This window comes from Kineococcus deserti (assembly GCF_050871945.1).
GTDB lineage: Bacteria > Actinomycetota > Actinomycetes > Actinomycetales > Kineococcaceae > Kineococcus.
This window is the reverse complement of the sequence record NZ_JBJLSI010000002.1, coordinates 24,458-46,897: the sequence shown is the minus strand read 5'-3', so window position 1 is coordinate 46,897 and position 22,440 is coordinate 24,458. Positions and strand designations below refer to the sequence as shown.

Here is a 22,440-nt window from a genome sequence, read left to right as displayed (position 1 = left end):
TCCGCTAGCCCTGAGCGGGCTGCTTCGAAAAGAAGAGTAGCACCGGACGTTGAAGCGTCAAGGGAGTACGCTGGCGGTGTGAGTGAGCAGGTCGAGCACAGCGCCCGGGCGTGCGACGGAGCGCTGGCCCGCGCCTTCGGCTTCCTGGGCAAGCGCTGGAACGGCATCCTGCTCGCGACCCTGGGGCACGGCCCCGCCGGGTTCTCCGACCTGCGCCGCACCGTCGCGGGCATCAGCGACTCGGTGCTGTCGGACCGGCTGGGGGAGCTGTGCCGCGCCGGCCTGGTCAGCCGGACCGTCCACGAGGGGCCGCCGGTGTCGGTGGTCTACGAGCTGACGGACTCCGGCCACGCGCTCGCGCCGGCGCTGTCCGAGCTCACCACCTGGGCCCGGGAGAACCTGCCGCCGGAGCGGTGTGCCGGCGAGAGTGCTTGATCACCGGAGTGCTCGAGCAGGGCAGGGTGGGTGCGCCACGGGAACGTGGTGGTCGAGCACCGTGGCGGTCGGACGCGGTCAGTCCTCGAAGGTGTTGAGCATGCTGTGCGCGGCCCGGTCGAGGTAGTCCCACAGGACGCCCTCCTGCGCCGGCGCCAGCTGCAGCGACTCCACCGCGACGCGCATGTGCGCCAGCCAGCGGTCGCGGGCGTCGGGGTTGACCTTGAAGGGGGCGTGGCGCATCCGCAGCCGCGGGTGACCGCGCTGCTCGGAGTACGTCGAGGGGCCGCCCCAGTACTGCTCGAGGAACATCAGCAGCCGCTGCCTGGCCGGGCCGAGCTCGGCCTCGGGGTACATCGGCCGCAGCACCGGGTCCTGCGCGACGCCGTCGTAGAAGACGTCGACGAGCCTGACGAACGTCTCGTGTCCGCCGACCTCGTCGAAGAACGTCCGCGTGCCGCCGTCGGGACCGGCGGGTGTGCGGCCGATGAGGTTCTGCGGACGGACGAACGGCAGGTCGGGGCTCACCGCACCAGTGTCGCGCGGTCGGCGACGTCCACGCCGCGTGGGGTGGGCGCCGGGACGGGGCTCGCCGGCCGCTCGCCGCGGGCCGCGGCCTCCGCAGCCCGCTTGACGTTGCGCTGCATCCCGCCGAAGACGACGCCGTGGAACGGGCTGATCCCCGCCCAGTAGGCCTGGCCGGCCAGGCCCTTGGGGTGGAACCGCGCCCGCTGGCGGAACAGGGTCCGGCCCACCGGATCGGTCTCGATGCTCAGGTCCAGCCAGGCCAGCCCGGGCACCCTCATCTCGGCCCGCAGCCGCAGCAACCGGTCCTGCTGGCGCTCCTCCACCCGCCACCAGTCGACGGCGTCACCGATCATGAGGTGCCGGGGGTCGCGACGGCCGCGGCGCAGTCCCGGTCCGCCGGAGAAGCGGTCCATGACCCCGCGCACCGCCCAGGCCATCGGCCAGGAGTACCAGCCCTGCTCGCCGCCGATGCCTTCGAGCACCTGCCACAGGACGCGCGGCGGGGCGTCGACGACCGTCGTGCGGTCGTCCTCGTAGAGGTTGCCGCCGGCCCAGCCGGGGTCGCTCGGCAGCGGGTCGCTGGGGGCGCCGGGGACCGACGCCGAACTCCAGCGGGTCGCCACGTTGGCCTCCTGGACGCGTTGCAGGGCCAGCCGCACCGCGCGCGAGAACGGGATGAGGCCGCCGGGCGGGTCGGGCACGTACCGCGCGATGTCGTGCTCCTTGCAGACGACCTCGTGCACCAGGCTCTCCACCAGGGGGCGCGCGATCTGCTTGGGCACCGGGGTGATGAGGCCGACCCAGTGGCTGGACAGCTTGGGGGACATGACCTTCACCGGCAGCACCGTGCGTTTGGGCAGTCCGGCGACCCGGGCGTAGCCACGCATCATGTCCAGGTAGGTCAGCACGTCCGGACCGCCGATGTCGAACGTCCGGTTCACCTGCGCCGGCATCGAGGCCGACCCCACGAGGTAGCGCAGCACGTCGCGCACGGCGATCGGCTGGATGCGGTTGCTCACCCAGCTCGGGCAGACCATGACCGGCAGCCGCTCGGTGAGGTAGCGCATCATCTCGAAGCTCGCCGATCCCGAACCGATGATCACCGCGGCCTGCAGCACCGTGGCCGGAACCGGTCCGTCCAGCAGGATCTCGCCGACCTCGCGACGCGACTCCAGGTGGGTCGACAGCTCCTCGTCCTCGGGGTGCAGGCCGCCCAGGTAGACGATGCGGCCGACGCGTCGAGCGGCCGCCGCGCGCGCGAAGGTGCGGGCGGTGCGGCGGTCGGTGGAGGAGAAGTGCCCGCCCGCGCTCATGGCGTGGATGAGGTAGTAGGCGACGTCGACGCCCTCCAGGGCCGCGGCCACCTGGTCGGCGTCGGAGGCGTCGGCCTGGACGACCTCGACGTCGTCGATCCAGGGCCGGTCGCGCAGCAGTTCGGGCCGGCGGGCCATCGCGCGGACCGTGAAGCCCGCAGCCAGCAGCTCGGGGACGAGCCGGCCGCCGATGTACCCGGTCACCCCGGTCACCAGAGCCACTCGTCCCTCGCCCGTCGCCACGTGTTCCACGGCCCCAGTCTCCGAGCGCCCGCCGCACCCCGCGACCCGGACGTCAGGACAGGTGTTCGCGCAGGAAGGCGGTCACGACCGCGTCGACCTGCGCGGCGTGCGGGGTCTGCGGAGCGGGACCGGTGCCGGGCTCGTCGGCCAGCGCGTGGCCCATCCCGGCGATCCGCTCCTGCCGCGCCCCCGGCAGCCGCCCGGCCTGCGCCGCCACGACGTCGAGGAAGACGGGGACGTCCTCGTCGCCGGTGACCACCAGCAGCGGCAGGCCGGCCAGTTCACCCGCCCGGCGCACGAAGTCCATCCGGTCCGCGGTCGCCTCGTTCTCCGGCGTCCACCTCACCTCGATGCCCAGGGCCTCGGCGATGAACGGCAGGGTCGCGCGCAGGTCCACCAGCGGGCTCACCAGCGCCAGCGCCCGCACGTCGAGCGCGCCGGAGGCCGCGACCAGCTGGGCGACCATGGCGCCCATCGATCCACCGAGCAGCGCGACCGGTCCGTCGCCGAGGCCGAGTCGGGTGCGGATCGCCGCGAACGCGGCCGGGAACTCGGCCAGCGCCTCCAGGGCGATCCGGCCGTGCAGTTCGGCGATGACGTCCCGCGCCGCCAGGCGCAGGACCTGCTCGAACCCGCCGGCCGGCATCCGGCTGCCGGACAGGGGCAGGCCGAGGAAGACGCGCCACGCGTCCAGCCCCTCCAGCGGGAGGGCCGCGGCGAAGGCCTCGGGGGTGCGGGGTGGGTCCAGCAGGTGCCAGCCGACGACGACGGGTGCCTCGGGGCGGGCGGTGGCGGGCGGGAGGACGACGTAGGGGACGCCGGCGGCGGTTCCGGTGAGCACGGTGAGCCTCCTCGAGTGAACTGGACGCTGTCCAGCTCTACTGTACGCCGTCCAGTACGCTTGTCCAGTGACCTCCCGCAGACCCGGTCAGCGCGCGGGCGTCGCCCGCGCGGACGTCCTCGCCGCGGCGCGCGCGATCACCGCCGAGCAGGGCTACCCCGCGCTGTCGATGCGCTCGGTCGCACGTCGCCTCGGGGTGGCGCCCAACACGCTCTACAGCCACGTCGGCAGCCGCGCCGACCTGCTCGACGTCCTGCTCGACGACGTGCTGGCGCAGGTTCCCGAACCCACCGCCGGCCTCGGGCCGGCCGAGGCCCTGCGCGCCGTGCTGACCGGCACCTACGCCGTCCTGCTGGCCCACCGCGACCTCGTCCCGCTCTACCTCGAACGCTCCGGCGCGCGCGGTCCGCACGCCGTGCGGCTCGGGGAGCTCATGACGGCGCAGCTGCTCGCCGCCGGGGTGGGCCGGGACGACGTCGCCGACGCCGTGCGGGTCCTCGTCGTGCACACCATCGGCGTCGCGGCGTTCGCCGCGCCCGCCCCCGGTGACCGGCCGCTGGACGACGCCGCCGTCGAGCGCAGCTTCCGGGTCGGGCTGGACTGGTTGCTGCGGGGGATCCTGTCGTGAGGCGGCTGCCGGCCGTTCACAGCCCCCGGTGGGTGTTCGCCGCGTCGGCGGCCGCGGCGTCGGCGGCGACCACGTCGGCCTCGCTGGGCGGCGGGGGCTGGGACACCACGGCCTGCGCCGGGTCGGTCCGCCGCTGCGCCGGGCCCTCCTCGCGCCGGCCGTTCCGTTCACCGTCGTGGCCCAGGAACACCGTGCGCTGGGTCGGCGGGAACTCGATGCCCTCGGCGTCGAACACGGCCTTGATGCGGCGCAGCAGTTCACGCTGGACGGCCCACTGCTGCAGGGGCCGGGTCTTGACGACCAGGCGCAGCACGATGCCGTCGGTCGTCATCTGCTCCACGCCCCAGACCTCGGGCGCGTCGATGACGAGGTCCTTCCACTCCTCCTCGGCCACCAGCGAGTCGGCGATGCGCTGCAGGACCCGCTGGGCGTGGGTGAGGTCCTCGCCGTAGGCGACGGACACGTCGACGACGGCCCGCGCCCAGCCCTGGCTCTGGTTGCCCACGCGCAGGATCTCGCCGTTGCGGACGTACCAGACGGTGCCCTTGACGTCGCGCAGCCGGGTGACGCGCAACCCGACGGCCTCGACGGTGCCCGAGGCGTCCCCGAGGTCGACGGAGTCGCCCACGCCGTACTGGTCCTCGGCCAGCATGAAGATGCCGGACAGGAAGTCCTTCACCAGCGCCTGCGCACCGAACCCGAGCGCGACACCGGCGATCCCGGCCGAGGCCAGGAACGGCGCGATCGCGATGCCGACGGTGTCCAGCACCATGAGGATCGCCAGGATCCCGACGACGAACGTCACGGTGCTCTTGAGCACCGAGGCCAGCGTCTCGGCCCGCTGCTGACGCCGTTCGTTCAGCAGCGGGGAGGACTCCAGCAGGGCGTTCCTGCGGCCGCCGCCGAGCTTGCCGGCGCCGGTCGCGATCCCCGCCGCCACGCGGCCGATGAGCCGCATGAGCAGGAACCGTGCGATCCAGCAGACCAGCAGGATGACGACGATCTTCAACGGCTTGTCGAGCAGGAACGTGACGACGTCCTGGGCGCCGGCCGTGGCGTCGTCGGTGGAGACGGCGCCGAGCGTTTCGGTGATCGAGTCCAGCACGGGGTGGAGCAACTCCTTCGCAGGCGTGGGGTCAGTCGGCCAGGGACAGGCCGGTGGCCTTCGCGGCGAACGCGAGGGTGTCACGGACCAGGCCCGCGCTGCGCGAGACCGACCGCGCACCGTGCCCGACGTCCCTCTCCCGGCGCAGCAGCACCGGCCGCGCCGCGGGGTCCGAGGACGTCGCGTGCTGCAGGGCGGCGCACAGCTTGCGCGCGTGCAGCGGGTCGACCCGGCTGTCCCCGTCGAACACCGTGAACAGCACCGCCGGGTACGCCGTCCCCTCCACCACCCGGTGGTAGGGGGAGTAGGAGTGCAACCAGCCGAACTCCTGCGCCTCGGCCGCCGTCCCGTACTCGTCGTTCCACGTCGCGCCCAGGCCGTGCAGCTCGTAGCGGACCATGTCCAGCAGCGGCGCCGAGCACACCACCCCGGCGAACAGCGCCGGCTCCTGGGTCAGCGCGGCCCCCACCAGCAGCCCGCCGTTGGAGCCGCCGTGCACGCACAGCTGCGCGTGCGTGGTGAAACCCTGCGCGACGAGGAACCGGGCCGCCGCGTGGAAGTCGTCGAACACGTTCTGCTTGGCCCCGCGCATCCCGGCGCGGTGCCAGTCCTCACCCTCCTCGCCGCCGCCGCGCAGGTTCGCCACGGCGTACACACCGCCGGCCTCGACCCAGGCCAGGGTGTCGGGGGCGTAGTGCGGGGACAGGCTGATCCCGAACCCGCCGTAGCCGTACAGGATCGTCGGCGCCGGTTCGCGCGGGATCCCGTCACCGTCCAGCAGGTCCCGGCGCGCGGTCACCTGCAGCCGCACGACCGTCCCGTCGGTGGAGGGGTACTCCAGCAGCCGGCTGACGACGGCGGGCACCTGCACCGCCCCCGGCGGAGCCGCCTCGACGGTCAGGTCGCGGGTGCGCGCGTCGAAGTGCCAGATCGACGTCGGGGTCGTGGCGTCGGTGTAGCCGAACCACAGTTCGTGGCCACCCTCGGGGCGGCCGACCAGCCCGCCGATCGACCCCGCGCCCGGCAGCTCGACCCGGCCCGCCGGTCCCTCGAGCTGCCTGCCCGTCCCCAGGTCGTGCACCGTCACCGAACTCACCGCGTGCTCGGTCCACCCGACCACCAGCAGGGGATCGTCCAGCTCCGGCCCGTCCAGGACGGCGACGTCGTCCAGCAGCGCCTCGGCCTGCGGGACCAGGTCGCGCCAGCCCTCCACCCCGGGCGCGTGCGGATCGGCCACGGCCAGCCGGCCGCGCGGGGCGTCGAGGTCGGTGAACACGTACAGCCGCCCGTCGCGGCCGACCCAGGCGCCGGTGTTGGCGTCCCGCCCCTCCACGACCGTGCGGAACCGCGGCCGTGCCGGATCACCGGCGGACAGGTCCGCGATCCAGACGTCGTTGCGCGGGGCGGTGCCGTCGGAGGCCGTGACGATCAGCCAGCGCCCGTCGCGGGAGGTCCAGACGCCGTAGTAGTTCGTCTTCGACCGGCCCTCGCCGAAGACCTCCACGTCGGTGGCCGGAGCGGTGCCGACGACGTGCAGGTAGACGCGGCGGTGGTACTGCCGCTCGTCGGCCGGGACCTGCTCCGGAGGCAGCCGCCGGACGTAGTAGAAGGCCTTCGAAGCTCGTGATCGCCCCTCACCGGTGGCGGGCAGCCAGGCGACGGGGGAGTAGCGGGCCCTGTCGACCGGGCCGTCGACGACCTCGCCGGTGGTGGCGTCCAGGACGCGCAGCACGCTCTCCTCGCTGCCGCCCTCGGACAGCTGGTAGGCCACCAGCTCGCCCTCGACGTCGGGCCGCCAGCCGTCGAGCGTCGTCGTGCCCGAGGGGTCCAGCGCGACCGGGTCGACCAGCACGCGGGGCTCGGCGCCGGGATCGGCCACCAGCAGCACACCGTGCTCGGCGCTGGGCTCGCGACGGGTCCGGAACACCCGGTCACCGCGGTGCACCGGCGTGCCCACCGACCCCGTCGCCATGAGCTCGCGGACCCGCGCCTCCAGTCGGTCGCGGCCCGGCAGCTGCTGGGCCCACCGCTGCCAGGCCTCGTCCTGCCACTGCGACCACGCCACCGTGCGCGGGTCGTCGGCGTCCTCGAGCCAGCGGTAGGGGTCGGCCACGGCCACGCCGTGCAGCTCGTCGACGACGTCGAGACGGGGCGCCAGCCCCGGGCCCGGGCCCTGCCGTCCCGGCTCCGGACCCGTGCCGGTGGCCGCGGGAGTCTGGGTGCTCATGGCCGACCACCCTAGGCAGAGCGCCCGACACCCGCCGGTCGCCCACGCGGACCCGGGCGCGCCCGCGCTCTGACGGGCACGGGGGCGGCACCTCTGGCAGAGTCGCCGGGTGGCCACCGACGTGCCGAGCGCCGACCTCAGCGCCGACCTCACCGATCTCGCGAAGGCCTGCGGGGTCTCCACGACCTTCACCGACTGGCAGGGCGAGCAGACCAGCGTGCCTGCGGCCACCGTGACCGCCGTGCTGGGCGCCATGGGGCTGGACGTGTCCGGCCGCGAGGCGATCGCGCAGGCGCTGCACGAGGTGAAGCTGCGACCCTGGCGGCGGGTGCTGCCCCCGGTGGTCGTCACCCGGGAAGGACGCGCGCACCACGTGCCCGTCCACGTCCCGCACGGCGACCCCGTCGACGTCCACGTCGAGCTCGAGGGCGGCGACGGGTGGGCTCCGCTGCGGCAGGTCGACCGCTGGATCGACCCCGTCGACGTCGACGGCCGGCTCACCGGCCGCGCCACCTTCGAGGTCCCCGACGACCTGCCGCTGGGCTGGCACGTGCTCAAGGCCCGGACCCCCACGGGGGAGGCCCACTGCCCGCTCGTCGTCACCCCGGACGTCCTGGAGCTGCCGCCGACGCTGCAGTCCGGTCGCAGCTGGGGCTACCAGGCGCAGCTGTACTCGGTGCGCTCGCAGCGCTCCTGGGGGGTGGGCGACCTCGCCGACCTGGCCGAGCTGACGGCGATCGCCGCCGACCAGGGCGCCGGCTGGGTGCTGGTCAACCCGCTGGCCGCCGCCCAGCCCGTCCCGCCGATGGAGGCCTCGCCCTACCTGCCGACCACCCGGCGGTTCGTCAACCCCGTCTACCTGCGGGTGGAGGACGTGCGGGAGGTCGCCTACCTCTCACCCGCGGACCGCGCCCTGGTCGAGGAGCTCGCCGAACGGGTCCGGCCGGCCGACCTCGACCCCGGCGAGATCGACCGCGACGCGACCTGGGCGGCGAAGAAGCAGGCCCTGGAGGTCGTCCACGCCCACGGTCGTTCCCCCGCCCGAGAGGCCGCCTTCCAGCGCTACGCCGCCTCGGAGGAACCGGGTCTGACCGGCTTCGCCACCTGGTGCGCGCTGGCCGAGCGGTTCGGGCTGCCCGCGGCCGACTGGCCCGCCGAGGCCGCCTCCCCGCAGGCCGTGCAGGACTCCGGCCTGGCCGCCGAGCTGGCCGAGCGCATCGAGTTCCACCGCTGGCTGCAGTGGCAGTGCGACGAGCAGCTGCGCTGGGCCCAGGACGCCGCCACCTCGCCCGGCACCGGACCCGGCATCGTGCACGACCTCGCCGTCGGCGTGCACCCCGACGGCGCCGACGTCTGGTCCCTCGGGGACGCCCTGGCGCGCGGGGTGACGGTCGGTGCGCCGCCGGACGCGTTCAACCAGCAGGGGCAGGACTGGAGCCAGCCGCCGTGGCGGCCCGACCGGCTCGCCGAGCTGGCCTACGCCCCGTTCCGCGACATGGTCCGCACGATCCTGCGGCACGCCGGTGGCCTGCGCGTCGACCACGTCATCGGGCTGTTCCGGCTGTGGTGGATCCCGCAGGGGGCTGCGCCCTCGGCCGGCACCTACGTGACGCTCGACCACGAGGCCCTCATCGGGATCCTGGCCCTGGAGGCCCACCGGGCCGGGGCCGTCCTGGTCGGCGAGGACCTGGGCACGGTCGAACCCTGGGTCCGCGACTACCTCGCCGACCGCGGCATCCTGGGCAGCGCCGTGCTGTGGTTCGAGTACGACGGTGAGCACCCCAAGGCGCCGGAGGCCTTCCGCGAACTCGCCCTGGCCAGCGTCACCGTCCACGACCTGCCACCGACGGCCGGCTACCTCGCCCAGGAGCACGTCGCGCTGCGCGACCGGCTCGGCCTGCTCACCCGACCCGTGCAGGAGGAGCGAGCCCGCGACGCCGCCGAGCAGGAACGCATCCTGGGGCTGGTGCGCGACAGGGGCCTGCTGGCCGAGGGGGCCGACGAGCAGAGCACCGTCGAGGCGCTGCACCGCTACCTGACGCTCTCGCCGTCGCTGCTGGTCGGGGTCTCCCTCGTCGACGCCGTCGGCGACCGCCGCACCCAGAACCAGCCCGGCACCTCCGACGAGTACCCGAACTGGCGGATGCCGCTGACCGGGCCGGACGGGAAGGTCGTGCTCCTCGACGACCTCGCCGGCGATCCCCGGGTGCAGTCGCTGGCGCGAGCGGTCACCGAGGGCCTGCGTCTCTGAAGCCCTCGGCGCCGAGTGCGCCCGGCGCCGGAACGGACCCCCCCGTCCGTTCCGGCACCGCCCTCCCCCCCCTGGGGTGCACGCCCCACTCTCCCGGGCTGACCTTGCAGGCGGCTTGCAGCCGGCTGTCGGCCCCGAACGCACCCCCGGACGTGTCACGCCTGGATAACGTGTGCCCGTGCCGGCTGAGGAGGACAGGGGCGTCCGGGTTCGCGTGCTGGGTCCCGTCGAGGTCCGCACCTGCACCGCAGCGGTGCCCCTGGGGCCCTCGCTGCGCACCGTGCTGGCGGCGCTCGCGGTCGACGCGGGCCGTGTCGTGGACGCGGACGTGCTGGCCGACCGGGTGTGGGGCGAGGCCGGGATCCGGCCGGCGACCTCCACGATGCACAGTTCGGTGTCCCGGCTGCGCAAGGCGCTGGAGCGTTCAGGCGCGCGGCAGGCCGTGCGCACCCGCGCCCCCGGCTACCAGCTGGTGCTCGCCGCCCACGGCCTGGACGCGGTCGTCTTCGAGCGCTCGCTCACGGACGCACGCACCCTGGCCGGGCAGGACCCGCACGCGGCCCGGACCACGCTGACCGAGGCGCTGGCCCTGTGGCGCGGCCCGGCCTACGCCGACGTTCCCGCGGAGTTCGCCCGCACCGAGGCCCGGCGGCTGGAGGGACGGCGGCTGGAGGCCCTGGAACTGCTGGCCCGGGTCGACCTGGACCTGGGCCGGCACCGGGAGGCCGTGGGCGGCCTCGGCGAACTCGTGGCCGCCCACCCGTTGCACGAGGACCTGCGCGCGGCGCTCGCCCTGGCCCTCTACCGCAGCTCCCGGCAGGCCGAGGCGCTGCACGTCCTCGACGAGGGCCGGCGGCTGCTGGGCGAGGAGCTCGGCATCGACCCCGGCCCGCAGCTGCGCCGGCTGCGCGACCTGGTGCTGCGCCAGGACCCCTCCCTGGACGGGCCCGCACCCGCCGCCGCGCAGGAGGTCCACCCTCCCGCTCCGGCCCGCGCGGCGGTGCCGCCGACGGCCACCACGTCGCTGGTGGGCCGGGCCGACGACGTCGCACGGCTGGTCGGGCTCGTCCGGAGCTCACGGCTGGTGACCCTCACCGGGACCGGCGGCGTGGGCAAGACCCGGCTGGCGGCCGCGGTGGCCGAGGCAGCACGGGCGGACTTCCCCGGCGGCGGGTGGTTCGTCCCGCTGGCCGCGCTGACGCAGGCCTCGGCCGTGCTGCCCGCCGTGGCCCGTGCGGTGGGGTTGCCGACGGCGACGGACGAGGACGTCCTCGACGACGTCGTCGCCCGGCTGGGCACCGCCCGGTGCCTGCTGGTGCTGGACAACTGCGAGCACCTGCTCGAAGCGGCCGCCGACGTCGCCGCCCTCGTCGGCCGGTGCCCCGGGCTGTGCGTCCTGGTCACCTCCCGGGCACCGTTGCGGGTCGGCGGGGAGGTGGAGCACCGCGTCGAGCCGCTGGCCGCCGCCCCGGCGCGCGAGCTGTTCGTCCAGCGGGCGGTCGCGGTCGCCCCCGGTTTCCGCCTCGACGCCCGCACTGCGGGAGCGGTCGAGGAGATCTGCCGGTCGCTGGCCGGCATCCCGCTGGCGCTGGAACTGGCGGCCGCCCGGGTGCGCGTCCTGGACGTGCACGACCTGCTGCGCCGGCTGGACCAGGCGCTGGCCGGGGGCGCGCGCGACCTGCCCGAACGCCAGCGCACGATGCGGGCGACGCTGGACTGGAGCTACGGCCTGCTCGACGAGGCCAGCCAGGGCCTGTTCCGCCGGCTCGGCGTCTTCACCGGCGGCTGGACGCTGGAGCAGCTCGAGGTGGTCGAGGGGCCCGACGTCCTGGACCGGCTCGAGGTGCTCGTGGAGCACTCGCTCGTGACGGTCGACTTCGCCGGGACGGCCTCGGGGCTGCCGCCGCGGTACGCCATGCTCGAGCCCACCCTCCAGCACGCCCGCCGGTTGCTGCCCGAGGGCGAACGCGAGCAGGCCGCACGGGCGCACGCCCTGGCCTACGCGGCCCTGGCCGAGCGGGCCACGGTCGGCTACCGGCACGCCGAGCAGGTGCTCTGGCTGCAGCGCATGGACACCGAGCACCCCAACGTGCTGGCCGCCCTCGACTGGGCCGTGGCGGCCGGCGAGCAGGACCTGGGTGGGCGCCTGGTGTGGGGCAGCTGGTTGTTCTGGTGGTTGCGCGGTCACCTGCGCACCGGCCGGCGCTGCGCCGACGCGGTGGTGCGCACGGCCACGGCGGGACCGTCCCCGGTGGTGAGCACGGCGACCGTGCGGGCCCTCACCGCCTGCGCCGCCATGGCCTTCGCCCAGGGCGACGGCCCGGCGGCCCGCGCCGCCTGGCAGCAGGGGCTGACCGGTGCGCGGGCCCTGACCGACTGCCCGCCCGCCGAACGGGACGCGGCGATCGCGCACTGCGAGGCGGGTCTGGGCATCTGCGCCCTGGTCGACGGGGACCTGGAGACGGCCGCGGCCGCCCACCGCCTCGCCATCGCGCTGGCCGAGCCGCTGCCGGCCGACAGCTGGGGGCCGTGGATCGTGCGGCTGAACCGGATCTGGTCGGCCACCGTCGCCTGGCGCGCGGGGCGCGTCGAGGCGGCGCGCGCGGAGGTGACGACCGGCCTGGAACTCGCCCGCGCGGTCGGTGACCGGCTGGCGACCTACATGGCGCTGTACAACCTGGCCCTCATCGAGGCCGACGTCGCCCCGCAGCGGGCGGCGGTGACCCTGCTGGAGGGGGTGCTGCTGTCCGAGCAGATGGGCGACCTGGCCAACCTGTCGTACTTCCTCGAGGCGCTCGTCGTGCTGCTGGTCCGCCGGACCGCTCCTGCGGACCAGCACGCGGCACCGTTGCTCGCGGCCCTGTCGGCGGCGGCCGAGGCCGCGCGCGAGACCGTCGGCTTCGAGGTCTACCGCTACTACCCGCGCGACGCCGCCGCGGCGGTGGCCGCGGCCGGCGCCCTGCGCGGGATGCTCGACGAGCACCAGCTGCAGCAGGCCGGCGAGCGCGGCCGGTCGGCCACGCTCGCGGAGGTGGTCGCCCTGGCCCGGACCGCGGTGGCGGAGTCCGGGGCCGCGACGGTGACGGTGCCCACGACGGCTGCGCTCACGACGGCTCGGCCAGTCGCGACCAGTCCTCGTAGCTGAGGTCGACGCCGACGAACCGCGGCCGGGTGAACGGCCAGTCGCGCGCGAGCCAGTCCCGCAGCGCGCCGGGCAGCTCGGCCTCCAGCGCCGACCCCGCGTGGGCGTCGACCGTCCACCAGGACACGTCGACGTCCGCGCCCGGACCGGCACCTCCACGGGGCGGATCCAGGTAGACGCACCCCGCCAGGGCGTCCTCGGCCTCGTCGAGCACGCCGTAGCTGAACGAGACCTGCTCGGCCATCTCGCGTTCCTGCCGCTGCAGGTCCCGCAGGTCGGCGGCGGCGTCCAGGTCGGCCGGGGGCCAGCCCCACGCCGCACCGAACCGTGCGTGCAGGGACGCGCGCGAGCCGAGGACCGCGGGCAGGTCGAGGTCGAGGTCGACGGCGCGCAGGGGCCGCAGGTGGAAACCGCAGTCGAGCTCGAGGTGGGTGGGGTGCACGAACCAGGAGGGCAGCCAGCCGCACGCCCCCGGCGCGCTCCGCAGTGGTGGGGTCTCGGTCATGTCCCCACCGTGGCGCAACGTCCTTGCGCCCGACTTGCACCGTGGTTCCGGGACGGCGGACCGCCCCGGAACCACCGCGGGTCACTGCTGCGCGTCACGCTCCTGGGCGCGCAGGGCGCGGGCCACACCGTCGCGGTTCTCCAGCACGAGCCGGCGCAGGGCCGGCGGCGCGTCCTGTTCGGCCTGCAGCCAGGCGTCGGTCCGCTCCACGAGGGCGGCGTCGGCCAGCTCGAGCGGGTACAGGCCCGTCACGATCTGCTGGGCCATCTCGTTGGTCCGGTCCGCCCACACCCCGCGCAGCGCCGCGAAGTACGGCTCGACGAACGGGCGCAGCAGCTCGTCGTCGTGGGCGCGGCCGAAACCGGCGATGACCGAGGCCTGGACGGCGTTGGGCAGGTCGCCCTCCACCACCACGTCGGTCCAGGCCTGCTGCTTGGCCTGCGCCGTCGGGACCGCTGCGCGCGCGGCGGCCGCGGAGCGCTGACCGGTCGCGGTGGCGTCGCGCGCCAGTTCGGCGTCGATCGCCTCCGGACCCGCGGCGCCACCGGCCACCAGGGAGGTCAGCAGCGCCCAGCGCATGTCCGCGTCCACGTCCAGGCCCTCGATGGTCTGCGACCCGTCGTAGAGCCCGGCGATGACGGCCAGGTGCTCGTCGCTGCGCGCGAAGGAGGCGAACGAGCGGGCGAACTGCAGCTGGGTGTCGCTGCCGGGCGCCGCCGCGCGCAGCAGTTCCAGCAGCGTCGAGGACGTCCGCGCGCGGACCTCCTCGCGGTGCGCCGGCGCGGTGTACAGCTCGACCGTCGTCGTCAGCTGGCGCAGCAGCACCAGTGCGACGGTGGAGTCGGCCCGGGCCGCGTCGCCGGCCAGCAGCGTGCCCAGCAGCAGGTCGACGTAGTCGCGGGCGGGGGACTCCCCGTCGCGGGTCATGTCCCACAGCGCCGCCGCGACCAGCGAGCGGGGCAGGGAGTCGCGGAACGCGTCCAGGTGCTGCAGGGCGTTCGCCAGCGAGACCTCGTCCAGGCGGATCTTGGCGTAGGCCAGGTCGTCGTCGTTGACCAGCAGCAGGTCGGGGCGCTTGCGGCCCACCAGCTGCGGCAGGTCGGTGCTCGCCCCGGCGGCGTCGAGCTCGACGCGGTGGGTGCGCTCGAACGTCCCGTCCACCAGGTCGTAGCAGCCGATGGCGATCCGGTGCGCCCGCAGGTGCGGGTGCGCCGCGGGCGCCTCCTGCTGCAACGTCGCCGCGGTGATCGTGCCCTCGGCGTCGGTCTCGACCACCGGGCGCAGGGTCGCCACGCCCGCGGTCTCCAGCCACTCGGCCGCCCACGCGCTCAGGTCCCGGCCCGAGGTCGCCTCGAGCTCGCGCAGCAGGTCCACCAGCTCGGTGTTGCCGAAGGCGTGCCGGGCGAAGTACGCGCGCACCCCGGCCAGGAACTCCTCGCGGCCCACGTAGGCCACCAGCTGCTTCAGGACGCTGGCGCCCTTGGCGTAGGTGATGCCGTCGAAGTTCACCTCGACGTCCTCGAGGTCGTTGATCTCGGCGACGATCGGGTGCGTCGTCGGCAGCTGGTCCTGCCGGTAGGCCCAGGACTTCTCCAGGGAGTTGAAGGTCGTCCAGGAGCCCTTCCACTCCGTGGCCTCGGCCGCGGCCAGCGTCGAGGCGAACTCGGCGAAGGACTCGTTGAGCCACAGGTCGTTCCACCAGCGCATGGTGACCAGGTCGCCGAACCACATGTGCGCCAGCTCGTGCAGCACCGTCACGACGCGACGTTCCACCGTCGCCTGCGGCACCTTGGAGCGGAAGACGTAGTTCTCCACGAAGGTCACCGCGCCGGCGTTCTCCATCGCACCGGCGTTGAACTCCGGGACGAACACCTGGTCGTACTTGGCGAACGGGTACGGGCGGTCGAACTCGCGCTCGAAGAACTCGAAACCCTGCTTCGTGGTGGTGACGACGTTGTGCGCGTCGAGGTGCTGCACGAGGGACTTGCGGCAGTAGACGCCCAGCGGGATCGTGCGGCCGTCGGCCGAGACGAGGGAGTCCTGCGAGCCCTCGTACGGCCCGGCGATGATCGCGGTGACGTAGGACGACAGCCGCGGCGTCCTCTCGAACGTCCAGCGGGTGCCCGACTCGACCGGGTGCTGCCCGGCGACGGGGGAGTTGGAGATGACGCGCCAGTGCGCCGGCGCGGTGACGGTGAAGGTGAACTCGGCCTTGAGGTCGGGCTGCTCGAAGACGGCGTAGACCCGCCGGGAGTCGGCGACCTCGAACTGCGAGTACAGGTAGACCTCGTCGTCGACCGGGTCGACGAAGCGGTGCAGGCCCTCGCCGGTGTTCATGTAGCGGCAGTCGGCCACGACGAGCAGTTCGTTCTCGGCGGCCAGGCCGTCGAGCTGGATCCGCACGCCGTCGTTCACGGCGCCCACGTCCAGCGACGTCCCGTTCAGGACGACCTCGTGGACGGCCGCGCTGATGAGGTCGACGAAGGTCGAGGCCCCCGCGGTGGCGGTGAACCGCACCGTCGTGGTGGAGCGGAACGTCTCCGCCCCCGTGGTCAGGTCCAGGTCGACGTCGTAGTGCTCGACCTGCACGAGCCCCGCACGGGCCCGCGCCTCCTCGCGCGTCAGGTTCTCGCCGGGCACCGGCACGTCCTCTCGATCGGGATGTCATCCGCGGCGCCGGCGAAGGCTCCGCCGACGACCCGGAGAACTCTGCCACGCGGCGCCGACACGAGCCCCGGCCGCCCGCGTGGACACCGCCCGGGCGGGTGTCGCGGGTGCGGAGCAGGATGGGGTCCATGACGACCGAGAACGCTGCGCAGAAGGCTGTCGCCGACTTCTGGTTCGACCCCGCGTGCCCCTGGGCCTGGATGACCTCCCGCTGGATGCTGGAGGTGGAGAAGGTCCGCGACGTCACCGTGCGCTGGCACGTCATGAGCCTGGCGGTGCTCAACGAGGGCCGTGACCTGCCCGCGGAGTACCAGGAACTGATGGCCAGGGCCTGGGGTCCGGTCCGCGTCGTGACCGCTGCCCGCCTGCTGCACGGCGAGGAGGTCGTCCTCCCGCTGTACACGGCCATGGGCACCCGCATCCACCCCGGCGGCAACAAGGACTTCGGGGCGGTCGTCGCCGAGGCGCTGGCCGAGGTGGGGTTGCCGGCCGACCTGGCCGCGGCCGCCAACAGCCAGACCTACGACGCCGAGCTGCGGGCCTCGCACACCGAGGGCATCACCAAGGTCGGCGAGGACGTCGGCACCCCGGTCGTGGCGTTCAACGACGTCGCGTTCTTCGGCCCCGTCGTCACCCCCGCGCCCAAGGGCGAGGACGCCGGCCGCCTGTGGGACGGCTGCGTGCTGGTGGCCGGCACCCCCGGCTTCTTCGAGCTCAAGCGCACCCGCACCCAGGGGCCCGTCTTCGACTGAGCCTCACACCACGATCCGCATCGGCAGGCCGCGCTCGTCCTCCTCGCCGCCGAGGACGCGTGCGGTTCCGGTCGCCCAGCGCAGCGCCGACCACGCGCACGCCGCCGCGTCGAGGTGGTCGTCGCCGGGCGGAGCCGGCGGTCCGTCGAGCCAGCCGGCCAGGGCGGCTCGGCGGGCGGCCCGCCCGGGCGGCGTCTTCTTCGACGGCAGGACCGCGCCCGTCATCGCCGCGAAGCTCAGCTCGGGATGCGTCTCCACGGCGTGCGCGCGGGCCCACGGGTCGTGCGCGAGCGCCTCGTCGACGGCCAGGACGGGACCGCGCAGACCCCACGTCTGCGCGGACAACCCCCTGCCGTGCAGCACTTCCCGGCACCGGACGCGGGCCGTGCCGTAGTCGGTGGCCGCCAGCACGGCGCGCGGCGGGACGAGGAACACCCGGGCGTGGGCGGCGCCCAGGGCGCGCTTGGCGGCCAGGTCCACCGGGCGCCAGTCGTGGCGCGGCAACCCGACGGGGACGTCGAGACCGACGGCGCGCGCGCCGGCGTCACGGGCCAGGGCGAACAGCGCCCCGGTGTCGAGCCGGGGCAGGGTCACCCACTCCTGCAGGCGGGTCCGCGCACGCCCGGCCTGCACGACCGCCACGGCCCAGCCGCCGCGCCGGCCGTCCACCCCCAGCACGACCGCTCCGGCAGACCCCATCCGGCGATCGTCGCAGCGGGCTGCCAAGCTTGCGCCATGCGCGTCCACGTCGGCACCGACCACGCCGGTTTCGAGCTCAAGGAACACCTCGTCGCCCACCTGCGCGAGCAGGGCCACGACGTCGTCGACCACGGAGCCCACGCCTACGACAAGCTCGACGACTACCCGCCGTTCATCCTGCGCGCGGCGCACGCCGTGGCCGAGGAGCCCGGCAGCCTGGGGATCGTCATCGGCGGTTCGGGCAACGGCGAGCAGATCGCGGCCAACTTCGTGCCGGGCATCCGCTGCGCGCTGGCCTGGTCGGAGGAGACCGCCCGGCTGGCGCGGGAGCACAACGACGCCCAGTGCGTCGGCATCGGGGCCCGCATGCACAGCGTCGAGGAGGCGACCAGGCTGGCCGAGACCTTCCTGGCCACGCCGTTCTCGAACGACCCCCGGCACGTGCGCCGCATCGAGATGCTCGACGAGTACGCGCGCACGGGGCAGCTGCCGCCGCTGTCGACGGAGCAGGCCGGCGAAGGGGCCTGATCGGCTCGCCTGCCCGAAGGGCGCACCGTCCTGCGCAAGGTCCGGGAGCTCGCCGCCCGGTCCGCCGGGGCACCGGTCGCCGGCCCGGTGGTCACATCCCGTCGTTTCCAACTACGGAGGGTGACGTCTAGGGTGGGCGGATGCGGCGGAGCAAGGACCACCACCTCCTCCCGCTCGACGCCGCCCGGCGGGCCGGCCTGCGCCGGCTGCTCGTCCGGCCACCGCAGGGCCCCGCGCTCGCGGTCCTGTCCGCGGCCGTCCTCGCCGTCGCCGTCGGGTCGGTCGTCACCTACTGGGTGCCGCTGACGGCCTTCGTCCCGGCCGTGCTCGTCGGGGCCCTCGTGCTGCGGCTGCGGCCGATGCTCGTGCTGGCCGCGGTGATCTGCGGATCGCTGGTCCTGTCGGTGGTCTTCCGGGCGGGAGACCGCGCGGTCAGCCCGAGCCTGGTCGTCGTGCTCGCCGTGACGGTGGCGATGGCGCTGCTGTTCGCCCGCGGCCGCGACCAGCTCGGCCTGACCGGGTACCTCGGCGAGGCGATGCTTGTCGAGCTGCGCGACCGGCTGCTGGCCCAGAGCGAGCTGCCCGCGCTGCCGGCGGACTGGCACGTCGAAGGCCTGCTGCGCCCGGCCCACGGTGACGCGTTCTCCGGCGACGTGCTGCTGTCGTCGCTGTGCTCCGCGCGGGAGCGGCTGGAGGTCGCCCTCGTCGACGTCTCGGGCAAGGGGCAGGACGCCGGCAGCCGCGGTCTGCTGCTGTCCGGCGCCCTCGGCGGACTGCTCGGCGCCCTGCCGGCGCACGAGTTCCTCCCCGCGGCCAACCGCTACGTGCTGCGGCAGAACTGGTCCGAGGGGTTCGCCACCGCCGTCCACGTGGCCGTCGACCTCACCTCCGGCAAGGTGACGGTGTCCTCGGCCGGGCACCCGCCCGCCATCCACGCCCGCGCCGGCGAGGCGCCCGAACTGCTCGACGCCGCCTCCGGCCCGCTGCTGGGGGTCGTGCCCGAGGCCGACTTCCCCTCGGTCACGACGACCCTGGAGCACGGTGACGCCCTGCTGGTCTACTCCGACGGGGTGGTCGAGCAGCGCGACGTCGACCTCGGGGAGGGCATCGGCTCGCTCGTCGGACGGCTGGTGGCCCTGGCTCCGGCCGACCGCCCGGGCGCGCTGCCGGGCCTGGTCGACGACGTCGCCCCCGGCGAGGCCGACGACCGGACCGCCCTGCTGCTCTGGCGCGACTAACGTCCGGTCGCGGCCCTCGCGCCGTGCTCGGCGCCGAGGTCGCGGGCCAGGCCGGCCAGGAGCCGGTGCGCGTCCCGCAGGCACACGCGGGGGTCCGGTTCCACGTCGGTCAGCGCGCGGGCGTCGGCGAAGCCCGCGGCCCGCCAGGCGGCCTCCTCCAGCGTGCGCCGGCCGCTGAGCACGACCACCGGCGCCGGGATCCGCGCGGCCGCGGCGGCGACCCCCACGGGCGTCTTCCCGCCGAGGGACTGCTCGTCGAAGCTGCCCTCGCCGGTGATGACCAGGTCGGCGTCGCGCGTGCGCTCCCGCCAGTTCGCCAGGTCCAGCACGACCTCGATGCCGGGACGGCGGGTCGCCCCGAGCAGGCCCAGGGCCAGGAACCCGACCCCACCGGCCGCACCCGCGCCGGGGACCGCGCGCGCGTCCTGGCCCGTCTGGGCCGCCAGCACGTCGGCGAACCGCGTCAGGGCCCGGTCCAGCAGGTCCACGTCGGCGGGGGAGGCGCCCTTCTGCGGGCCGAAGACGGCGGCCGCTCCGCGCTCGCCGAGCAGCGGGTTGTCCACGTCGGCCGCCAGGGTCCAGGTGACCGAGCGCACCCGCGGGTCCAGTCCGGAGAGGTCGATGCGCTCCAGGTCCAGCAGCGCGGCCCCGCCGTCGGGCAGGTCGTGGCCGGCCGCGTCGAGCAGTCGGGCGCCCAGTGCGGTGAGGATCCCGGCCCCGCCGTCCGTCGTGGCGCTGCCGCCCACGGCCAGCACGATCTCGCGGGCGCCGAAGTCCAGGGCCGAGCGGATGAGGGCGCCGGTGCCGCGGGTCGTCGCGGTCAGCGGGGCGGGGGTGCCGCCGGGCAGCCGGTCCAGCCCCGAGGCCTGCGCCATCTCCACGAGGGCGACGTCGCCGTCGCGGGCGAACGTCGCCTCCACGCTCTCGCCGGTCGGGCCCGGCACGCGCGTGGCGACGGCGCGGAAGCCGGCCGAGCGCAGCGCCGCCTCGACGGTGCCCTCCCCGCCGTCGGCGACGGGCAGCACGGTCCAGGCCACCGTCATCCCCACGGACTCCGCCCCCGCGTCCAGGCGCGTGCGGTGGTAGCCGGCGCTGAAGCCCTCGACGAAGTTCTCCGCCACGACCTGCGCCACCTCGCCGGCGGTGAGGGAGCCCTTGAACTTGTCCGGGGCCACGACGACGTGGAAGGCGGGCGAGGTCGGCGACGTCGACGGCATGGCCCGGACCCTCTCACGACGAAGCGGCCGGCTCCCCGGGGGAGCCGGCCGCTGCCGGTGGAGCGGGCGACGGGAATCGAACCCGCGTAGCTAGTTTGGAAGACTAGGGCTCTACCATTGAGCTACGCCCGCGTGAGGCACGAGGGACCGCTGTGCACCAGCACCGCAGCCCTGATCGCGACTCGGGGAACAGCGTACCGGGTCTCGGGCGGTAGCCTGCTCCCTGTACCGCCCACGGGTGGTGCGCGGGGTGTGGCGCAGCTTGGTAGCGCGTCCGCTTTGGGAGCGGAAGGCCCCCGGTTCGAATCCGGGTACCCCGACGGACACGCGGCCGTCGCGCAGCACGTGACGGTCGCGCAGAGAAGGGCCCCGTCGCGGACGGCTACGCTTTCGCGGTGCGTCGGGGCTGCCCCGGCGTACCGCACGCCTGACCACGACTCCGCACGACGCGGAGAGACTCCAGGAGATCCCCGCTGTGAAGAGCGACGTCGAGACCCTCAACCCGACCCGGGTGAAGTTCACTGTCGAGGTCGGCTACGACGAACTGAAGCCGAGTCTCGACAAGGCCTACAAGTCGATCGCCGGTCAGGTCCAGGTCCCGGGCTTCCGCAAGGGCAAGGTGCCCGCGCGGGTCATCGACCAGCGCTTCGGCCGCGCCGTCGTGCTCGAGGAAGCCGTCAACGACGCGCTGCCGAAGTTCTACCAGCAGGCCGTCGACGCCTCGGACTACCTGCCCCTGGGGCAGCCGACCGTCGACGTCTCGCAGGCGCCGGACCCCAAGGACGGCGGTGACCTCAAGTTCTCCGTCGAGGTCGACGTCCGCCCGACCCTCGAGCTGCCCGACCTGGAGACGATCACCGTCACGGTCGACGACCTGCAGGTCCCCGAGGAGGAGGTCGGCACCCGCCTGGACGCGCTGCGCGAGCGCTTCGGCACCCTCGTCGGCGTCGACCGCGCCGCCGCCGACGGCGACTTCGTCTCGATCGACCTGCACGCCGAGATCGACGGCGAGGAGATCGAGACCGCCAAGGGCATCAGCTACCGCATCGGCCAGGGCAACATGATCGAGGGCCTGGACGAGGCGCTGACCGGTGTGGCCGCCGAGGGCACCACGACGTTCACCGCGCCGCTGGCCGGCGGCGACCGCAAGGGCGAGGACGCGCAGATCACCGTGACCGTGCAGTCGGTCAAGGAGCGTCAGCTGCCCGAGGCCGACGACGACTTCGCCCAGCTGGCGAGCGAGTTCGACACCCTCGAGGAGCTCAAGGCCGACCTGCTCAAGCAGGTCGAGCAGTCCAAGAAGTTCGAGCAGGGCCTGCAGGCTCGCGACAAGGTCCTCGAGAAGCTGCTCGAGGTCGTCGAGGTGCCGGTCCCGGCGTCGCTGGTCGAGGCCGAGATCCACGCCCACCTCGAGCGCGAGAACCGTCTCGAGGACGCCGAGCACCGCGCCGAGATCGCCGAGTCGACCGAGCAGGCCATCCGCAGCCAGCTGCTGCTGGACGCCCTCGCCGACCGCGATGAGATCGGTGTCGAGCAGGGCGAGCTCATCGAGTACCTGGTCGGCCAGGCCCAGCAGTACGGCATGGACCCCAACCAGTTCGTGCAGATGGTCGACGGCGCGGGCCAGGTCCCGGCCATGGTCGGTGAGGTCCGTCGCCGCAAGGCGCTGGCCGTCGCCATGGAGAAGGCGACCGTGACCGACGCCTCCGGCAACGCGGTGGACCTCGAGGAGCTCGTCGGCGGCGCCGAGGACGAGGCCGCCGAGGAGACCGCGACGGGCGAGGAGACCGCCGAGACGGTCGAGTCGCCCGCCACCGAGGCCGGCGAGACCGTCGACCCGACCGGCGAGGACGAGCAGGCCGCGGCCGAGCAGGCCGCGCAGGACGAGTCCAAGAGCTGATCCCGGACGCTGTGGGCGCAGCGTTGTTCCCGGTGCGCCCACAGCGAAAAGGGCCAGGCCCCGACATGGTCGTCGGGACCTGCGCGTTAGGGTCGATCGAGATCGGCGGAGCATCCGCCGGACCCTCCCGGATCCGTCCGGGGTGGGTGGTCGACGCCAGGAGAGGGCCAGGGAACAGCGTGAGCGAGATCTTGAGCGCACCGGGACTGGTGACGCCGCAG

The 22,440-nt window shown here is 74.5% G+C and carries 17 protein-coding genes and 2 tRNA genes; 9 read left to right on the top strand and 10 right to left on the bottom strand.

Translation table 11 applies throughout. The features are described from left to right. Window positions 1–78: 78 nt before the first annotated feature. Window positions 79–435, top strand: a complete 357-nt coding sequence (locus ACRYR2_RS02175) for a winged helix-turn-helix transcriptional regulator (protein WP_432561178.1) — start codon at window positions 79–81, stop codon at window positions 433–435. A 78-nt stretch (window positions 436–513) separates the two neighbouring features. Here the strand turns inward: ACRYR2_RS02175 and ACRYR2_RS02170 are convergent, their stop codons facing one another. From ACRYR2_RS02170 to ACRYR2_RS02160, 3 genes are read right to left on the bottom strand one after another with little or no spacing between them, the layout of a single operon-like run. Further along, window positions 514–924, bottom strand: a complete 411-nt coding sequence (locus ACRYR2_RS02170; RefSeq protein ID WP_432561371.1) for a globin — start codon at window positions 922–924, stop codon at window positions 514–516. A gap of 35 nt (window positions 925–959) precedes the next feature. Further along, window positions 960–2,528, bottom strand: a complete 1,569-nt coding sequence (locus tag ACRYR2_RS02165) for an SDR family oxidoreductase (protein WP_432561177.1) — start codon at window positions 2,526–2,528, stop codon at window positions 960–962. A 43-nt stretch (window positions 2,529–2,571) separates the two neighbouring features. After that, entirely contained in the window at window positions 2,572–3,360 is a 789-nt protein-coding gene (locus tag ACRYR2_RS02160; protein ID WP_432561176.1) for an alpha/beta fold hydrolase, read from the bottom strand. A 67-nt stretch (window positions 3,361–3,427) separates the two neighbouring features. Between ACRYR2_RS02160 and ACRYR2_RS02155 the strand changes: the two genes are divergently transcribed. After that, on the top strand, window positions 3,428–3,988 hold the full coding sequence (locus tag ACRYR2_RS02155; RefSeq protein WP_432561175.1) for a TetR/AcrR family transcriptional regulator: 561 nt from the start codon (window positions 3,428–3,430) through the stop codon (window positions 3,986–3,988). 16 nt (window positions 3,989–4,004) lie between these two features. Here ACRYR2_RS02155 and ACRYR2_RS02150 read toward each other — a convergent pair whose 3' ends face one another. Both ACRYR2_RS02150 and ACRYR2_RS02145 read right to left on the bottom strand, forming a co-directional pair. After that, complete coding sequence (locus ACRYR2_RS02150) at window positions 4,005–5,093, bottom strand: mechanosensitive ion channel family protein (RefSeq protein ID WP_432561174.1); 1,089 nt, start codon at window positions 5,091–5,093, stop codon at window positions 4,005–4,007. A 31-nt stretch (window positions 5,094–5,124) separates the two neighbouring features. Then, complete coding sequence (locus tag ACRYR2_RS02145; RefSeq protein WP_432561173.1) at window positions 5,125–7,320, bottom strand: prolyl oligopeptidase family serine peptidase; 2,196 nt, start codon at window positions 7,318–7,320, stop codon at window positions 5,125–5,127. Between the two features lie 109 nt (window positions 7,321–7,429). Between ACRYR2_RS02145 and malQ the strand changes: the two genes are divergently transcribed. Next, the gene (gene malQ / locus ACRYR2_RS02140; RefSeq protein WP_432561172.1) at window positions 7,430–9,571 is read left to right on the top strand and encodes a 4-alpha-glucanotransferase; all 2,142 of its coding nucleotides are present in this window, start codon (window positions 7,430–7,432) and stop codon (window positions 9,569–9,571) included. Between the two features lie 178 nt (window positions 9,572–9,749). Then, complete coding sequence (locus ACRYR2_RS02135; RefSeq protein ID WP_432561171.1) at window positions 9,750–12,716, top strand: BTAD domain-containing putative transcriptional regulator; 2,967 nt, start codon at window positions 9,750–9,752, stop codon at window positions 12,714–12,716. Here the strand turns inward: ACRYR2_RS02135 and ACRYR2_RS02130 are convergent. Continuing rightward, window positions 12,676–13,218 (bottom strand): N-acetyltransferase, encoded by a 543-nt coding sequence (locus tag ACRYR2_RS02130; protein WP_432561170.1) that lies wholly within the window; start codon window positions 13,216–13,218, stop codon window positions 12,676–12,678. The two genes, ACRYR2_RS02135 and ACRYR2_RS02130, sit on opposite strands and share 41 nt — an antisense overlap. 81 nt (window positions 13,219–13,299) lie before the next feature. Beyond that, the gene (gene pepN / locus ACRYR2_RS02125; RefSeq protein WP_432561169.1) at window positions 13,300–15,858 is read right to left on the bottom strand and encodes an aminopeptidase N; all 2,559 of its coding nucleotides are present in this window, start codon (window positions 15,856–15,858) and stop codon (window positions 13,300–13,302) included. A 155-nt stretch (window positions 15,859–16,013) separates the two neighbouring features. Here pepN and ACRYR2_RS02120 point away from each other — a divergent pair, with 155 nt between their 5' ends. Next, on the top strand, window positions 16,014–16,637 hold the full coding sequence (locus ACRYR2_RS02120; protein WP_432561168.1) for a mycothiol-dependent nitroreductase Rv2466c family protein: 624 nt from the start codon (window positions 16,014–16,016) through the stop codon (window positions 16,635–16,637). A 3-nt stretch (window positions 16,638–16,640) separates the two neighbouring features. On the opposite strand, the gene ACRYR2_RS02115 is transcribed toward ACRYR2_RS02120, so the two are convergent. Continuing rightward, window positions 16,641–17,336: a DUF429 domain-containing protein gene (locus ACRYR2_RS02115; RefSeq protein WP_432561167.1), complete on the bottom strand. Its 696-nt coding sequence runs from the start codon at window positions 17,334–17,336 to the stop codon at window positions 16,641–16,643. A 36-nt stretch (window positions 17,337–17,372) separates the two neighbouring features. On the opposite strand from ACRYR2_RS02115, the gene ACRYR2_RS02110 reads away from it, so the two are divergent. After that, on the top strand, window positions 17,373–17,864 hold the full coding sequence (locus tag ACRYR2_RS02110; RefSeq protein ID WP_432561166.1) for a ribose-5-phosphate isomerase: 492 nt from the start codon (window positions 17,373–17,375) through the stop codon (window positions 17,862–17,864). Window positions 17,865–18,004: 140 nt separating this feature from the next. Next, window positions 18,005–19,102, top strand: a complete 1,098-nt coding sequence (locus tag ACRYR2_RS02105; RefSeq protein ID WP_432561165.1) for a PP2C family protein-serine/threonine phosphatase — start codon at window positions 18,005–18,007, stop codon at window positions 19,100–19,102. On the opposite strand, the gene ACRYR2_RS02100 is transcribed toward ACRYR2_RS02105, so the two are convergent. Beyond that, window positions 19,099–20,319, bottom strand: coding sequence for a glycerate kinase (locus tag ACRYR2_RS02100; RefSeq protein WP_432561164.1), 1,221 nt, complete (start codon window positions 20,317–20,319; stop codon window positions 19,099–19,101). The genes ACRYR2_RS02105 and ACRYR2_RS02100 overlap by 4 nt on opposite strands. A gap of 58 nt (window positions 20,320–20,377) precedes the next feature. Continuing rightward, window positions 20,378–20,451 (bottom strand) — tRNA-Gly (locus ACRYR2_RS02095). Between the two features lie 114 nt (window positions 20,452–20,565). Here ACRYR2_RS02095 and ACRYR2_RS02090 point away from each other — a divergent pair. Both ACRYR2_RS02090 and tig read left to right on the top strand, forming a co-directional pair. Further along, window positions 20,566–20,639, top strand: a tRNA-Pro gene (locus ACRYR2_RS02090). Window positions 20,640–20,794: 155 nt separating this feature from the next. Next, window positions 20,795–22,219 (top strand): trigger factor, encoded by a 1,425-nt coding sequence (gene tig, locus ACRYR2_RS02085; RefSeq protein ID WP_432561163.1) that lies wholly within the window; start codon window positions 20,795–20,797, stop codon window positions 22,217–22,219. The last annotated feature ends 221 nt before the right edge of the window (window positions 22,220–22,440 follow it).

Bases quoted from the DNA above. Each gene is read 5' to 3' on its own strand.
- ACRYR2_RS02100 (WP_432561164.1), bottom strand. From the start codon at position 20,319: ATGCCGTCGACGTCGCCGACCTCGCCCGCCTTCCACGTCGTCGTGGCC.
- ACRYR2_RS02115 (WP_432561167.1), bottom strand. From the start codon at position 17,336: ATGGGGTCTGCCGGAGCGGTCGTGCTGGGGGTGGACGGCCGGCGCGGC.
- ACRYR2_RS02110 (WP_432561166.1), top strand. From the start codon at position 17,373: ATGCGCGTCCACGTCGGCACCGACCACGCCGGTTTCGAGCTCAAGGAA.
- ACRYR2_RS02120 (WP_432561168.1), top strand. From the start codon at position 16,014: ATGACGACCGAGAACGCTGCGCAGAAGGCTGTCGCCGACTTCTGGTTC.
- ACRYR2_RS02105 (WP_432561165.1), top strand. From the start codon at position 18,005: ATGCGGCGGAGCAAGGACCACCACCTCCTCCCGCTCGACGCCGCCCGG.
- ACRYR2_RS02130 (WP_432561170.1), bottom strand. From the start codon at position 13,218: ATGACCGAGACCCCACCACTGCGGAGCGCGCCGGGGGCGTGCGGCTGG.
- ACRYR2_RS02145 (WP_432561173.1), bottom strand. From the start codon at position 7,320: ATGAGCACCCAGACTCCCGCGGCCACCGGCACGGGTCCGGAGCCGGGA.